Origin of the sequence: Enterococcus sp. AZ103 (genome assembly GCF_051714685.1) — a bacterium.
Classification (GTDB): domain Bacteria; phylum Bacillota; class Bacilli; order Lactobacillales; family Enterococcaceae; genus Enterococcus_A; species Enterococcus_A alishanensis.
The window spans coordinates 2,249,094-2,263,534 of record NZ_JBIOSI010000001.1 but is presented as its reverse complement, the minus strand read 5'-3'; the positions used below and the strand labels follow the sequence as shown (position 1 = coordinate 2,263,534).

The window sequence follows — 14,441 nt, the reverse complement described above, 5'->3', positions numbered from 1 at the left end:
TATATTTTAGCATATCTTCTTAAGAAAATTTATAGATTATTTAATTTTTGCCAATCGGGTTTTAAAATGCCATATTGAAGAGCATCATAATAGTTATTTCGGTAAAAACGGACTTTAGGAATACAAGCTTCTTCGACTAATTTTAATTTTTTTGCTAATTGAATCATGCTATGGTTTCCCGACCAAGTAGACAATCCGATGTGTTGAATATGTAGATGTAACTGAAATAAGTAAGTGATCCATAAGCGAAGACTTTTTTCTCCGATACCATGATTCCGAAATTCAAAGTCATAGACAACAATGCCCACTTCTAACCAACGCTGTAATTGCCCATCTTTCCAATAAGCAGTAACTAAACCAATGATTTTCTTATCAAAATAGATCAATCCACAATGAGGATTTTCCAACATTTTTTCTGCTAAATCAGTTTGGAAAGTTTCCCAAGTCAAGAAAAGTGGATTCGGTATATAAGGATCATCATATTTACGCCATGACAAATCAGCTGATTTGTTATATGCTAATGACCATAGTTCAAATAATTGTTTTTTTGTGATACTCTTTATTTCAATCTGATTATCAGTTAGATACATGTTTTGGCTCCTTAAAATGAATGGAGGATTTATTATGGAAGAAACTATCTTTTTTAATTTAGGAAATGCATTAGCTTCTAGCAAAGATGAGAAAGAATTGATTCGTACAGCTCAAATCGAAGAAGATCGTCGGAAAAATTTAAAAGGGAAATTAATTATAGTTCATGACGAACAAAACAATGAACATTTATTATTTAATCTTGATGACCAAGTACCTCAAGAAAAAGCAACATTTTCTTATAAAATAAAAGATCAATAATCCCTTACTACTCGATTTGATAATTTTTTATTTCTTTTGCGATATTTTTATTTTAATCTTTAATAGTTAAAAAAGAAGCGCCTATTTATCCTTAGACGTTTCTTTTTTATTTTGTTTTTTTACTATTTCTAACTCTCTGGCTTGTTTTTCTCGAGCTAAGCGTAATTCATTTCCCTTTTGTTCTTGACGAAAGATCCTTTTTTTTAGCTTTTCGACATCCGCTAATTTTTCATTTACGATTAAATCACTTTCTAAAACTGCAGCTATCCTTTGTTCATGTAACATTTGATTTATTTTTAAATTCACACGGATTGCATTATATAAATTCCCGGCTAAAACCAACAAAAAAAAATGACTGAAACTAGCTGTTCTAGTAAAAAAGCCATTTCTTAAAACAATTAAAAAATAAATGGCGAAGATAATTAAGCTAACCCATTGATAGGCATACCATTTTTTTTCTTTTGAACTCTTTTCATAGAATTTAGGTTGCGTCTCATCATATATTGATAGGTATATATTTTCTGCTGCTTCAAGAGAAGGTTGAGTTTTTTCAGCAAGTTTTCTTGCCTCGGATTTCGAATAATTTTTTTCTTTTCGATAATATCGACTCAGATGCTTAAGCTTAATCATTCGATTCCCTCCCCTTTTCTTTAATTATCTTTATGTATTTTATCATGAATTTGTCTTTTGAGCATTCTAAATTGAAAAAAGTAACGAACTATAATAGTCCGTTACTTTAATTCGATATTATTTAATATTTCTGATTGCTTCTTCAATTGGAGTATCGCCGTCACCCATCGAAATTAGTTTTTTAATTGTATTTGGTTTGTCCAATACTTCTGCTAATACACTGGCAACATTTTCGATTGAGTTTTTACTGAAACCAGTCACATTTGTTGTGATCTTACCACTACCAACCGTTTCTTCTAAACTACCAGGTTGAACGATTGTGTAATCTAAATCTGTTTGATCGATTAACCATTTATCAGAAAAGAATTTTGCCACGTAATAATCTGGAATGCTTTCTGGCCACTGTTCTGGTACTAACGAATGAAGTGCACTTAAGTGAATAAAGCGTGCTATTCCTGCTTGGTTTGCTGCTTCCATCAATTTTACAGCACCGTTTAAATCAGTTTGAAGCAAATCATTTCCTCTTGATCCTGCTACGAAATAAACAACTTCTACATCAGATAGTAGTTTAGTTAATTCAGCGACTGTTGAATGTAAATTCATGTGTACTGGATGAATTTTTTCATTTTTTTCAATTTCTTCTTCTCTTCTTGCACCAGCATAAACTGTATGACCTTTATCAGCTAATTGTTTAATTAAAATTTGTCCGACACGACCTGTTGCACCTGCTACAAATATCTTCATATTAATACTGCCTCCTTGAGTTATGAAAAAAGCATAACTTTTTTTAAATAAATACACAATTAAAAAGATTTACCTTACAATTGGATGAGTTGAAAATAAACCAATTGGCTGTTTCCATCTTTTTAAGGAGGCTTATAATATATGCAAGGAGTAAATAATATGACAAAAAATATTTTAACTATTGCCGGGTCTGATACTTTAGCTGGTGGTGGTTTACAAGCAGATTTAAAAACATTTGAAGATTTTGATACTTTTGGTTTAACGGTAATTACTTGCATCACTGTGCTGTTAAAAAATGAATTTAACATTTATGATGTAGAACCAGATTTAGTTGCAAAACAATTAAATACAATTCAAAATAACGTGGTGTTGGATACGATAAAAATTGGACTTATTCATAACTTAGAAACAATGACACTAATCAAGAAATTTTTACAAGAATCTCAAGTGCCCATTGTTTTAGACCCTGTTTTAGCTTTTAAAGAAACTGATGAGATTCACAATAATCAATACCGTGAAAAACTAATTAATGAGCTATTTCCATTGGCAACAATTGTTACACCAAACTTGAAGGAAGCTGAACTTCTAAGCCAACAATCAATTAGTAATCTAGCTGAAATGCAGCAAGCCGCCCAAAAAATTTATTCTTTTGGTCCGCAATCGGTGATTATTAAAGGTGGTGAACGATTAGCTGGAGAATTGGCCTGCGATCTATTTTTTGATGGTACGCAGTGTCAAGTTTTACAAAAAACTAAAATTAATAAAAAGACTGTCAATGGTGCTGGGTGCACTTTCGCTTCAGCGATTGCAGCTAACTTAGCTTTAGATCAATCACTACTTGATGCTGTATTAAATAGTAAAGATTTCGTATATCAAGCAATAAAACGAGGCGTCACGTTAAAAAATGGTGCTGGCAATGTTTGGCGTGGCTTAAGTTTGGAGGATATTTAATGTGAAAATTCGTAATTTGACAAGAATCGCAATGCTAGTAGCTTTAACTGTGGCATTATCATTAATTGTAATCATCCCTATTCCCGCTACCAATGGCTTTGTAACATTGTGTGAAGTTGGTATCTATTCTGCAAGTTTATTTTTGGGACCTTTGGCTGGATTTTTAGTGGGCGCTTTTTCTGGTGGTATGATTGATTTATTATCTGGTTATCCTCAGTGGATGATTTTTTCATTTGTTATCCACGGCTTACAAGGATTAACCCTGGGCTTCATTTATCGTAAATGGCCTAACTTTAAAGGAATGCTGATTGGATTCACCTTAGCTTCCTTAGTAATGATTACAGGGTATGCTTTAGCGACAGCCTTACTTTATACTTGGCCGGCTGGAATTATTTCGATTCCCTCAAATTTGGTTCAAAACATTTTTGGGATTGCCGTTACTATGGTACTTTACCAAAGTCTCAACAAAGTATTTTCAAAACTACAATATCATTAGAAGGAAGTTTTTATCATGGAGAAAAAAGAATTACAAGCACAACTAACCACTATTACAGAAGATCTTCTATCAGTTGCCAACTTAAAAGCTGGACAAGTTTTTGTCTTAGGTTGTACGACTAGTGAAATAGTTGGCGGTACAATCGGAAAAAATTCCAGTCAAAAAGTTGGTCAATGGGTCATTGAAACTTTAAAAGGTATCCTGGATTCAAAAGGCATCTTTTTAGCAGTCCAAGGATGTGAGCACATCAATCGTGCATTGGTTGTTGAAAGAGAGTTAGCTGAAAAAAAAGATTGGGAAATTGTTAATGTCAAACCGGCTTTACATGCTGGAGGTGCGTGTTCAGTAGCAGCTTTTGAACAATTTACAGATCCCGTTGAGGTTGAGCATATTGTTGCTGATGCTGGGATTGATATTGGTGATACTTCTATTGGCATGCATGTTAAACATGTCCAAGTACCTGTAAGACCAAGTATTAAAGAACTTGGTGGCGCCCATGTCACAGCCCTACGCAACCGGCCAAAATATATTGGTGGACCTAGAGCAACTTATTAAGAAAAAAACAGGAAGTTAAGAGAAAAAAATCTCTTAGCTTCCTGTTTTTTTTAAATAAATCGAGCAATTAAATGCAGCAATTGTTGAGAAAGCTGATTTAAATCACTAATATCTACAAAATTACTTTCACCATATAATTCTTTAATTTGTTCTTTGTCTTCACCAATGGCACAGGCTAGAAAAAGAATCCCTTTTCGTTCATAGTCTGCCAAGACTTGTTGAATATCTTTTTTAGCCTTTTCACCAGTGTAATCAGGGAGTGCTTTTGGCTGACCATCACTGATCGAAAGTAAAACTTTTGTATCAGCTGTTTGTCGAGATAACTTTTCAGCCATTACTTTTAAGACAACACCATCGCGATTATTTTGTCGCGGCTTCATTGTCGCAACTTTTGCTGCGATAAAATCGTAACTATCGTCAAATTCTTTATAAGAATAAAGAGATGTTTTTTCTCTCTGACTAACATCTGCAGAATCACCATAAAGCATATAAGGAATTTTGACTGCTTCTGCAAATAAGCTAACGGCAATGGCAGCTAATTTTGCCTGTTCTATTCGACCATCCCGTAACATTGAGCCAGACTCATCAACTCTTACCGCTAAAGCCAAAGATGGGTTTTCGTTTGGTGGATTTTTTTTAACAAAATTACGTAAATCACCGTAAGCAACATGACTAGCATTAAATCGAGATCCATAATATTTGCCACTGCTAAATTCGTTACTTTCTTCTTTGTTCAAAATATCATTAATCACACGACTCAAGCTATCTACTTCTGGCAATACTGCTTGAGTTAATTCTTTACCTTCTTGAATTGATTCAGTAGTTATTTTAGGTCGATGAGTAATCGTTCCTTCTTTAGCATGGATGGTTTCTTTAAGAATTTCTCTAGTGGTTTTGTTCAATTCTTTTCGTTTGTTTTTATCTAATTCGGCCTGATCTGCTAATGACATTGCAGAGCCAATTTTTTCTTCCTCAGAAATAAAAGCTTCTTGACTCTCTGCCGCTTTTTGCGTTCTTTGGTCTTCTGAAAAATTTATTTTGTCATTTTGTTCTGGTTTTTTTTCTGCTACTGTTTCCTTTTCAGAAGATTCGTTTGTATCTATATTTTCTAGCTCCGTTGGCGCTACAAGATTTGCTTCCTCACTTTCAGCTGTAATATTTCGTTTCTCAGCCTCTGCTTGGCTTATTTTTCGCCCTGAAACGTGGTTCAATTTTTGTTGATTTTTAATTTGTTGTAATTGAGCAATCAAGCCGCTCGATTCTAGAGTATCCGTTAAGATAGTTAGTTCCAATTCATCAGTAGTCAACTTATATAAAACTTTCGGATAAAGACTTTCTAACGGATCTTGCCCTTGTTTCAAACTATTGATCCAATAAAAGTAAGAACGCATACCCGCCACACCTTTAACGGCATTTGCTTTTGCGGTTTCATCTAATAAGCGGATGATTTCAGCCATAACTTTTAAATAATCTTCATCGGTAAAGCCGGTCTTACTTTTTGCCCGTTCAATCATTACCCCAATTGCAGGTAAATCCATTTTTTCCGCATGCTGCACGCGGTCTCTTAAAGATTCATTTAATGGGCGATTACCTTGATAATTTCTATTGGTGGTAATCACTACGACGCAATCATCATGGCGGCTGATCATACCAGTTGGTAAATTTAACAGGCCATTACTCTCCAAAGCAGAGTTCAATGCTACTAAGACAGAAGCATCTCGAATCACTGTTGGCTCTTGAATCTCCAGCAGATAACCTTTTTCCATTGCACGAACAATTTCAGAAGGATAAAATTTATATTGCACCGGTCGAATATTTTCATCGTCAGTTAAACGCTCAATTAATTGAGCTAGACGAACCTTTGCTTGATCTTGACTAATACTGTAATGTTGCGCCACTAAACGTAAAACTTCACTTAAAGTTTCAGTCTGATAAACAGCCTCTAATAATTCATGATCTAATTCATCATCAGAACTAACCACCGGTAATAAAGCACCAAACACATCGGTTTTATCCATATCAGCAAAACAAGTGACCTTAGTATAAGGTAATTGCAAATCGGCCGATAGTGCACGTGCCAGTTGCGTCTTACCCGATCCGGCATCGCCTTCCAATAGAATATTGTTTATTTTCATTTCGGGATCATCCCAGTTTGTTTTAATTTCTTGGGCAATCCGAATTTCTTCAGCACTTGTCTGATGACTTTTTGGTTTTTGCCAAATCATTTGCTGCTCAATCTTAGAAAACCAACGATTTTTTGTGACAGAATAACTTGTATTCATAAGAGTCACTCCTTTTTTAATAACCTAATTCTTCTAATAAGCGACTCAAAGTTCGAAATCGTTCTCCGATTAACTCGCCATCTTTATTCATTGTGTCATTGAACAAAATAATATCTTCATCAATTTTGGGATTCTCTGTATCAACTTCTACCGTCATACGGCCACCTTGTAGTCCAATGATATCTACTACTGGATTTTCAGGATCATAAAACTTTTCGAAACGATAAGCATCTTGTAAATATAAACTAGAACGAGCAACTAAAATTGCCAAATCTAGAATTCTGCTAATCGGTAATTCTTCTGATTGGCGTGACCATTTTTCTCCAGTATGACGCCAAACTTTACCTGAAATATCAACTTTTCCCCGATCATTCCATTGAGCTAAGCCTAGCGTTAAGCCTTTTGCATCACTTTCCCATGCATGATGACCATCAATTTTATCGTAATCCTCAACTAAAAAAACTGGTTTGTGTTTTAAATTTGTTGGTATTTTCATCTTATTACTCCCTTACTAAACTAGTAATTTACTAAATTACTAAAATAGTACTATAAATCTAAAATTATGCAAAGAAAAAACTACTAAAAAATCTAGTAGTTTACATGCTGGAAACGCCTAAAGCAATTGCTTTTTCACCTAAATGTGTCCCAATAACTGGTCCAAAAGTGCCCACTTCAATCGTTGCTTCCGGATATTTGATTTTTAATTTTTCTAATTCTTGTTTTGCAAGATCTGGATTATTGGCATGAATCACATAAATTCGCAACTCTTCATTACTTGCTTGGCGATGGTTCTCAATAATTTCTTCCGTTCGTTGCAAAGCTTTTTTCAAAGAACGAATCTTCTCGGCTAAGACAATTTTACCATTGGTAAATGTCAGGATTGGTTTTATTTTCAGTAATCCTCCAATTATCGCTGCTCCGTTAGTTAAACGACCACCTCGAACCAAATTATTCAAATCATCAACAATAATATAAGCATTCGTTGTATCACGAATATGGTCTACTCCTGCTAGTATTTCCGGCAAAGTTTTATTTTGGTCGTTAAGCTCTAGTGCTTTTTCAACCATATAACCCATCGGTACACTCGTGATTGTTGAATCATAGGGAATGACAGTCAAGCCATCTATTTCGTCCTTAATTGATTCTAGAATACGGACAAAACCAGAAATTCCTTCTGATAAATGAATACTGATAATCGTATCATATCCTAGATTTTTGATTTTTTTATAAATCTCGATTACTTCTCCTAAAGCTGGCTGGGAAGTTGTTGGAAATTCTTTGGTTTCATTCAATCGACGATAAAAGTCTTCATAAGTAATATCAATCCCTTCATCATAGGGTTTGCCATCAATAATCACAGGAATTGGAATAACAAATAAATTTTTATGGTCTTTAATGCGTTCACTGAGATAGGCACTGCTATCTGTCACGATCGCTAATTTCATCTAAATATCCTCACTTAATTAAAATTTTGCAATAAATAAAATATAGCATAATCTAAAGTTCATTGAAATAAGATTTTTCTTACTTTGCCAAAAAGGCTTGAACTTGTGCACTATTGGTTGCATTGTCAACATCTAGAGCGCTCCCTGCATTATCAGTATCAATATAGCTCCAAGAACCATCAACTGGTAGGGTTAAACGATCAATTCCACCTGCCATTTTTGCAAAACCAAATAAATGGGTAAAAATGTAAAAGTTACTAATATCAGTTGATAAATATCCAAAAACTTTTCCCATTGCATAAGGTGCTTTGATTAAGACCAGTGGATTCTTTATTTGGCTAGAAACAGCTGTCATTACTTGTTGCTGCCTTCTTACACGACCAAAATCGCCTTCTTCATCCATTCTAAAACGAGCATAGTTCAGTAAAGTATGACCATTCATTTGTTGCTCTCCTTGAGAAATTGGTTCATCAATATAAGAACTCATATCTTTTTCAGCATCAATCTTCACACCATTACTAAAGAGTGCATCGATTCCTTTTTCAAAAGTTTGAAAATCTACCATGGCATAATAGCGACAATTAATTCCGAAATTTTCTAACAATGTTTGGCGAACCAAATCAGCTCCGCCATAAGCATAAGCAGCATTTAATTTATTCTCACCAACACCAGGAATGCTTACGTACATGTCTCGCATAAATGATACTAGTTTCGGTTTTCCGCTACCATCTACTTGCAAAACCATCATAGAATCTGAACGACCGCTCACATTATCCCGAGTATCGCTACCCAATAATAAGATATTACTCGTTCCATCTTCTGACTTAGCACCAGCAAATTCCTGTGTCTCGATGGCTGGCATTGTAGCATCATGTTTTGCTTGGAAATTCCCAATCGCAAAAGTCACCAACGAATAGCCAATTAAAAAAATCAAAATCCTTAGAATATTTTTCTTCCAATTTCTTTTTTTGCGTGGTTGATTTGGGTCTTTGGTTTTTTTCTTCCAAGCTAACGGAAATCTTTTTTTATTTTTTTGAATAGGTTCTTGATAAGTTGATTTTTGATATTCACGTTGTTGATTTTTCTGTTTAAAGGGATTATCTAAGTTCTCTAAATAATTTAAATCAGCCGTATCTAAAAAATTATCATTTTTTGCTTCAGTTTCTGTTTTGTTGTGGAGAGTTGTTTCTTTTTCAAATTCATCAGTCGTCTTCTCACGGCGAAAAGCTTTTTTCTTACGTTCTTCTTTCCGCTGGACTTTTTCGCTTTCCTCATGAATTTTTTTATTGCGGTCCATTCGACTCATGGGTCCACCATCCTTCGCAAAATAAAAATAACAAATTATTGTACCTTTGTCAGTCAGATTTTTAAAAATATAAGAAAAAATTAGGTAAATCATCCAACTAGAGCTGATAAGTCGGATAATTACCTAATAAAGTCACACGATTATTTTGCTGATTTAAAGCTTTTAAAGCTTCCTTAAGCACGGTTTGATCGGTTGGTACATCAATATCAATAATAAAAAAATATTCTCCTAGCTTAGTCTTTTGTGGGCGAGACTCAATCTTACTTAAATTAATATTTAACTGATGAAATACCGCCAATATTTCGTGTAAAGAACCTGGTTGGTTTAAAGCTAAATCAACCAAAACAGTAGCTTTTTGCTGGAAATATTTCAACTCTGTTGGTGATGCTTGATCTCCTAATAACCAAAACCTAGTCTGATTATTTGAAATTGATTGAATATCTTTTTGTACAATTGCTAAATCATATTCTTCTGCTGCTTCTTTTGAGGCAATAGCTGCCAATAATTGGTTGGGATGTTCAGCAACTTTTTTTGCCCCTTGAGTAGTAGAGGCCATTTGCTCAATTTCAATTCTCGGAAAAAACTGAGTAATAAATTTTTGAGATTGCGCTAACGCTTGTGGATGAGAACAAATCAATTGTATGTTCTGCCAGTTTTTTTGATTATTTTTTGCAACTAAAAATTGTTGTTTTATCGGCAAAATTATTTCTGCTTTAATTTGTGGCAAACGACGATAAATTTGATCAATAGTTTGTAAAACAGAACCTTCTATCGTATTTTCCACCGGTACCATGGCCCAATCTACTTGGTTTTGCTGCTTTACTTCCAGTAGTTCATTAATGGTTTCAACAGCTATAAATGCTATTTCTTGTCCACTAAAATACATTTTAACCGCTTGATAAGTAAAAGATCCTTTAGGACCAAGATAGGCGACTTTCATCAGACAGTTACCTGATTAAGAATTTCAGCCACAATTTCTTGTGGTGTTTTTTCAGATGTATCAATAGTAAATTTAGCCAATTTTTCATATAACTTTTCCCGACTGAAATACAATTTTTTAATTTCACCATCATTTTTATTCATGGCATTTGGTCGAATATTCGTTTTGTCATTTCGGATTCTTTCAACTAGCACATCCGCATTTGCTTTTAAATAGATAACCTTTTTATCTACCAAAACTTTTTGGTTTTCTTTTTGTAAAATAACACCGCCACCAGTGGCAATAATTGAATTTTTAGTAATTGCTTCTTTTAATAAATCTGTCTCATGATTTCTAAAGGCCGGTTCGCCATGTTCTTCAAAAAAATCAGCAATTGGTTGACCAATTCTTTCCACTAACACATCGTCCATATCAACAACTTGCGCGTTTGTTGTTTTTCCCAATTCTTTACTAATAGTTGTTTTACCTGCACCCATAAATCCGATTAAAATAATTGCGCTCATTGTTCTTCCTCCTTTAGTTCCGCTAAATCATCAAAAAATGTTGGATAAGAAATATTTATTGCTTCAGGATTTTCAAGTTCGACTACTTCTTCTGTAAGTAATGCTGCAATTTGTAACATCATGCCAATTCGATGGTCGCCATGACTACTAACTTTTCCGCCATGTAGTTTGGTCGGACCGTGGACAATTAACCCATCTTCTGTGGTTTCAATATTGGCACCGAGTTTATTTAGTTCAGAAGCAGTAACATCAATCCGATTGGTTTCCTTCACTTTTAGTTCAGCAGCATCAGAAATAACGGTTGTTCCTTCAGCTTGAGTAGCTGCCAAAGCAATAATTGGTAATTCGTCAATTAAGCGGGGTATAATTTCACCTTTTACTTGAACTGCTTTTAATTTGCTACTAGAGACTTTTAAATCTGCCGCTTGATTTTTTTTATCCACTTGACTAAAAGTGATAGCTCCCCCCATTTGTTTTAGTACATCAATGATTCCGGTACGTGTCGGATTAATTCCCACTTGTTTCAAAGTAATTTGACTATTGTTTAAAATTAGACCTGCAACAATGAAAAATGCAGCCGATGAAATATCACCAGGCACCGTTATTTCTTGGCCAATTAATTTTTGTTTCCCTGTTATTTTGATTTTTTTATCTTGAACTTTTATCGTCCCACCAAATTGTTCAATCATTTCTTCTGTATGATTTCGTGATTTTTCTTTCTCTATAATAGTTGTTTCACCATCAGTTTGTAGTGCAGCAAATAAGATTGCTGACTTCACTTGGGCACTTGCTACAGGCATAATATATTCAATCGGTTTTAATTTACCGCCTGTTATAGTAATAGGTGGCAAACCAGTCTGATTTTCCCCATTAATATTTGCCCCCATTTGTCTTAAAGGAGACATCACTCGTTCCATAGGACGTTTATTTAAAGAATGATCTCCTGCAATCTTTGATGTAAAACCACAAGCAGCTAAAATACCCAAACTTAGACGGAGAGTCGTTCCTGAATTTCCAGCGTTTAATTCCTGTTGAGGTTGTTCTAAGCCATCAATTCCAGAACCAATAACTGTCACTACATTACCTTTTCTCTGAATGTCTACTCCCAATGCTTTAAAAACATCAATCGTACTTAAGCAATCTTCAGCTGTTAAAAAATTATGGACTGTCGTTGTTCCTTGGCTAATGGCACCAAACATAATACTGCGATGAGAAATTGATTTATCTGGTGGTACCATTAACTCTCCTATTAAACGATCCGCTTGTAATAATTTCATTTGTTAACTCCTCACCCGACAGCAAAAGTTTTCCGCTGCAATTAATTTTTGTCCTTGAAGTAAATCTACTTGATTTTTAAATGATAATTCCAAGACACCATAAATATCTTCTCTAGTTTCTTGGATCTTCAAATTAGTAATCGAAATTCCTGCTGTACTAATAATGGTTGTAATTTGCGCAATTGCTCCAGCAATATCTGGAATATCGACATATAAATCATAGAAAGCCGGTATAGCTCCTTGTTTCTTATGTGGTAAACGGTCTCTCGAATATTTTGCTTGATTAAAAAAATCATATATCGCATTTTGATCTTCTTCAACCAAATATTGCTGAATTTTTTCGATTTCCTCTTGCCATTTTTTTAATAATGTCAGCAATGTTTGACGATTTGTTAATAAGATATCTGTCCACATTCTTGGATCAGAAGAGGCAATACGAGTGATATCACGAAACCCACCAGCTGCCAATTGTGATGCTCGAGGATAGTCTTCAGCTAATTGATCACTCATTTTAACTAATCCTGCAGCTACAATATGAGGCAAATGGCTTAGTACTGCCACGATTTCATCATGACTTGCTGGGTCAGTGATAATTATTTTTGCTCTCGTTGGCGTCAAAATTTCCTGTAATACGTTAACTGATTGATCCTCAACTTTAGGAGTCAAGATATAATAAGCTTCTTCAAATAAATTTTGATTAACTGCCTTGACGCCCGATTTGTGTGATCCTGCCATAGGGTGTCCACCTATAAATGTGAAGGGCAAATCTTCTGCAAGCTGGAATATCTTTTCTTTCGTGCTTCCTGTATCGGTCACAATCACAGAATCTTTTAATTCAATTTTAGCTAATTTTTTTAAATATTCTAAAGTCGTCTGAATAGGTACTGATAAAATAATTATATCCATTTCACCAAAGTCATCGGATAATTCATCAACTATCCTGTGAGTTTTTGCAAAATCTCTACTCTCAACTAAATGATCCCAACCGTATATCGTCATATTCGGTCTTTTGATCGCTTTAGCTAAGGAGGCGCCAATTAATCCTAAACCTACAATTAAAACCTTCATTTATTTTACCTCACTAAAATTTTAGCAGTCTTTCCCGATATTCTTTCACTGCTATTTGCAATTCCTCCATAGTATCGGAAGAAAATTTTTCCAATAATTCATTTGCAATCACCGTTGCCATCACATTTTCAGCTACAACTGCGGCAGCAGGAACTGCTGTACTATCAGAACGTTCTACGCTGGCTTTAAATGGTTCTTTCGAATCAATATCAACGCTCATCAATGGTTTGTATAAAGTAGGAATCGGTTTTTTTACTCCTCGAACGATAATTTGTTCGCCATTAGTCATACCACCTTCAAAACCACCCAAATGATTGGTTGTCCGATGAAAACCAGTATCATTCCAGGTAATTTCATCCATTACTTCGGAACCCGGTTTCATACTAGCATCAAATCCAATACCAAACTCTACTCCTTTAAAGGCGTTAATACTTAACATCGCTTGTGCCAATTTACCATCTAATTTTTTATCCCATTGCACATAACTACCTAATCCAGCAGGAACATTTTCGATTCGTACTTCGACGACACCGCCTAGAGTATCTCCCGCTTTTTTGGTTTCATCAATTAATTTTTTCATTGCTTCATCGACCGTCGGATCAACCGTTCGAACTTCAGAAGCTGCAGCTTTAGCTTTAATTTCTGCTACACTGATAACTTCTGGAACCGTTGCTTTAATGCCTCCTAAGACTGCAACATGGCTCGCTACTTCAATCTCTAAGCTGGCTAAAAGTTGTTTGGCTAATGCCCCAATAGCCACCCGGACAGCTGTTTCTCTTGCTGAAGAACGTTCTAAAACATTTCGCAAGTCACGGTGTTGATATTTCATTCCACCAACTAAATCTGCATGTCCAGGACGCGGTTTTGCAACTCTTCTTTGACTAGCGATTTTATCCTCAACTGGCGTTACTGACATGACTTTTGTCCAATTTTTCCAATCCTTATTTTCAATTGTCATAGCAATTGGTGAACCTAATGTTTTTCCATGTCGAATACCGGCAGTAATTTCTACTTGATCGGTTTCTATTTTCATACGACCGCCTCGACCATAACCGCCTTGGCGACGTGTCAATTCCTGGTTAATTTGATCAACTGAAACCGTTAATCCGGCTGGAATACCTTCAATAATTGTAGTAAGTTTTGGTCCGTGGGATTCTCCTGCTGTTAAATAGCGCATCTTTTTTCCTCTTTTCTAAAATTAAAAAACTCATTGTAGCTATCTACAATGAGCTTTTTGAATAAATAAAAAAGCCACAGTAGATAGATTCTCTACGTGGCTTGACTTCATACACAAGTTCCTTAGCCATCATAGATACAAACAATTGCTTCGTCCGTACCCATGAATCACATGAATACAAACTATCTAAAATAGCTAAAGTATAAATTATTCAGTTG

At 34.9% G+C, this 14,441-nt stretch carries 16 protein-coding genes; 4 read left to right on the top strand and 12 right to left on the bottom strand.

Annotated elements, in window-relative coordinates:
- Positions 1-29: 29 nt before the first annotated feature.
- Positions 30-590 (bottom strand): GNAT family N-acetyltransferase, encoded by a 561-nt coding sequence (locus ID741_RS11370; RefSeq protein ID WP_438720044.1) that lies wholly within the window; start codon positions 588-590, stop codon positions 30-32.
- 34 nt (positions 591-624) lie between these two features.
- Here ID741_RS11370 and ID741_RS11365 point away from each other — a divergent pair, with 34 nt between their 5' ends.
- Positions 625-849 (top strand): hypothetical protein, encoded by a 225-nt coding sequence (locus ID741_RS11365; protein WP_218325287.1) that lies wholly within the window; start codon positions 625-627, stop codon positions 847-849.
- 81 nt (positions 850-930) lie between these two features.
- Here ID741_RS11365 and ID741_RS11360 read toward each other — a convergent pair whose 3' ends face one another.
- Positions 931-1,479, bottom strand: coding sequence for a hypothetical protein (locus ID741_RS11360; RefSeq protein WP_438720043.1), 549 nt, complete (start codon positions 1,477-1,479; stop codon positions 931-933).
- A 117-nt stretch (positions 1,480-1,596) separates the two neighbouring features.
- The gene (locus ID741_RS11355; protein WP_438720042.1) at positions 1,597-2,223 is read right to left on the bottom strand and encodes an NAD(P)H-binding protein; all 627 of its coding nucleotides are present in this window, start codon (positions 2,221-2,223) and stop codon (positions 1,597-1,599) included.
- A gap of 159 nt (positions 2,224-2,382) precedes the next feature.
- Between ID741_RS11355 and ID741_RS11350 the strand changes: the two genes are divergently transcribed.
- Genes ID741_RS11350 through ID741_RS11340 form a run of 3 tightly spaced genes read left to right on the top strand, consistent with a single transcriptional unit; the run spans position 2,383 to position 4,225 of the window.
- Positions 2,383-3,174: a bifunctional hydroxymethylpyrimidine kinase/phosphomethylpyrimidine kinase gene (locus tag ID741_RS11350; RefSeq protein WP_438720041.1), complete on the top strand. Its 792-nt coding sequence runs from the start codon at positions 2,383-2,385 to the stop codon at positions 3,172-3,174.
- A 1-nt stretch (position 3,175) separates the two neighbouring features.
- A complete protein-coding gene (locus tag ID741_RS11345) occupies positions 3,176-3,670 on the top strand; it encodes an ECF transporter S component (RefSeq protein ID WP_438720040.1) in 495 nt (164 codons plus the stop codon).
- Positions 3,671-3,685: 15 nt separating this feature from the next.
- On the top strand, positions 3,686-4,225 hold the full coding sequence (locus ID741_RS11340; RefSeq protein WP_218325282.1) for a TIGR01440 family protein: 540 nt from the start codon (positions 3,686-3,688) through the stop codon (positions 4,223-4,225).
- A 50-nt stretch (positions 4,226-4,275) separates the two neighbouring features.
- On the opposite strand, the gene ID741_RS11335 is transcribed toward ID741_RS11340, so the two are convergent.
- The 9 genes from ID741_RS11335 to aroC form a co-directional block, all read right to left on the bottom strand.
- Positions 4,276-6,507 carry an AAA family ATPase gene (locus tag ID741_RS11335; protein ID WP_438720039.1) on the bottom strand — a complete coding sequence of 744 codons (2,232 nt, stop codon included), beginning with the start codon at positions 6,505-6,507 and terminating at the stop codon, positions 4,276-4,278.
- Between the two features lie 16 nt (positions 6,508-6,523).
- Positions 6,524-7,003 carry a DUF6530 family protein gene (locus tag ID741_RS11330; RefSeq protein WP_218325280.1) on the bottom strand — a complete coding sequence of 160 codons (480 nt, stop codon included), beginning with the start codon at positions 7,001-7,003 and terminating at the stop codon, positions 6,524-6,526.
- 100 nt (positions 7,004-7,103) lie between these two features.
- Complete coding sequence (locus tag ID741_RS11325) at positions 7,104-7,952, bottom strand: DegV family protein (protein ID WP_218325279.1); 849 nt, start codon at positions 7,950-7,952, stop codon at positions 7,104-7,106.
- 79 nt (positions 7,953-8,031) lie between these two features.
- Positions 8,032-9,258, bottom strand: a complete 1,227-nt coding sequence (locus tag ID741_RS11320) for an LCP family protein (protein ID WP_218325278.1) — start codon at positions 9,256-9,258, stop codon at positions 8,032-8,034.
- Positions 9,259-9,355: 97 nt separating this feature from the next.
- Positions 9,356-10,198 (bottom strand): prephenate dehydratase, encoded by an 843-nt coding sequence (gene pheA, locus ID741_RS11315; RefSeq protein WP_438720038.1) that lies wholly within the window; start codon positions 10,196-10,198, stop codon positions 9,356-9,358.
- Positions 10,198-10,701 carry a shikimate kinase gene (locus tag ID741_RS11310; RefSeq protein ID WP_218325276.1) on the bottom strand — a complete coding sequence of 168 codons (504 nt, stop codon included), beginning with the start codon at positions 10,699-10,701 and terminating at the stop codon, positions 10,198-10,200. The genes pheA and ID741_RS11310 overlap by 1 nt, the downstream gene beginning before the upstream one ends.
- On the bottom strand, positions 10,698-11,978 hold the full coding sequence (gene aroA / locus ID741_RS11305) for a 3-phosphoshikimate 1-carboxyvinyltransferase (protein ID WP_438720037.1): 1,281 nt from the start codon (positions 11,976-11,978) through the stop codon (positions 10,698-10,700). The genes ID741_RS11310 and aroA overlap by 4 nt, the downstream gene beginning before the upstream one ends.
- A gap of 3 nt (positions 11,979-11,981) precedes the next feature.
- Positions 11,982-13,046 (bottom strand): prephenate dehydrogenase, encoded by a 1,065-nt coding sequence (locus ID741_RS11300; protein WP_438720036.1) that lies wholly within the window; start codon positions 13,044-13,046, stop codon positions 11,982-11,984.
- A 13-nt stretch (positions 13,047-13,059) separates the two neighbouring features.
- Positions 13,060-14,223 (bottom strand): chorismate synthase, encoded by a 1,164-nt coding sequence (aroC, locus tag ID741_RS11295; RefSeq protein ID WP_218325273.1) that lies wholly within the window; start codon positions 14,221-14,223, stop codon positions 13,060-13,062.
- Positions 14,224-14,441: the final 218 nt, after the last annotated feature.

What these genes read in the sequence shown, in the direction of transcription:
- ID741_RS11350 (WP_438720041.1), top strand. Translation starts at nt 2,383, where the DNA reads ATGACAAAAAATATTTTAACTATTGCCGGGTCTGATACTTTAGCTGGT.
- ID741_RS11365 (WP_218325287.1), top strand. Translation starts at nt 625, where the DNA reads ATGGAAGAAACTATCTTTTTTAATTTAGGAAATGCATTAGCTTCTAGC.
- ID741_RS11325 (WP_218325279.1), bottom strand. Translation starts at nt 7,952, where the DNA reads ATGAAATTAGCGATCGTGACAGATAGCAGTGCCTATCTCAGTGAACGC.
- aroC (WP_218325273.1), bottom strand. Translation starts at nt 14,223, where the DNA reads ATGCGCTATTTAACAGCAGGAGAATCCCACGGACCAAAACTTACTACA.
- ID741_RS11370 (WP_438720044.1), bottom strand. Translation starts at nt 590, where the DNA reads ATGTATCTAACTGATAATCAGATTGAAATAAAGAGTATCACAAAAAAA.
- ID741_RS11310 (WP_218325276.1), bottom strand. Translation starts at nt 10,701, where the DNA reads ATGAGCGCAATTATTTTAATCGGATTTATGGGTGCAGGTAAAACAACT.
- ID741_RS11340 (WP_218325282.1), top strand. Translation starts at nt 3,686, where the DNA reads ATGGAGAAAAAAGAATTACAAGCACAACTAACCACTATTACAGAAGAT.
- ID741_RS11355 (WP_438720042.1), bottom strand. Translation starts at nt 2,223, where the DNA reads ATGAAGATATTTGTAGCAGGTGCAACAGGTCGTGTCGGACAAATTTTA.
- aroA (WP_438720037.1), bottom strand. Translation starts at nt 11,978, where the DNA reads ATGAAATTATTACAAGCGGATCGTTTAATAGGAGAGTTAATGGTACCA.
- ID741_RS11330 (WP_218325280.1), bottom strand. Translation starts at nt 7,003, where the DNA reads ATGAAAATACCAACAAATTTAAAACACAAACCAGTTTTTTTAGTTGAG.
- ID741_RS11335 (WP_438720039.1), bottom strand. Translation starts at nt 6,507, where the DNA reads ATGAATACAAGTTATTCTGTCACAAAAAATCGTTGGTTTTCTAAGATT.
- ID741_RS11360 (WP_438720043.1), bottom strand. Translation starts at nt 1,479, where the DNA reads ATGATTAAGCTTAAGCATCTGAGTCGATATTATCGAAAAGAAAAAAAT.
- ID741_RS11300 (WP_438720036.1), bottom strand. Translation starts at nt 13,046, where the DNA reads ATGAAGGTTTTAATTGTAGGTTTAGGATTAATTGGCGCCTCCTTAGCT.
- ID741_RS11320 (WP_218325278.1), bottom strand. Translation starts at nt 9,258, where the DNA reads ATGAGTCGAATGGACCGCAATAAAAAAATTCATGAGGAAAGCGAAAAA.
- pheA (WP_438720038.1), bottom strand. Translation starts at nt 10,198, where the DNA reads ATGAAAGTCGCCTATCTTGGTCCTAAAGGATCTTTTACTTATCAAGCG.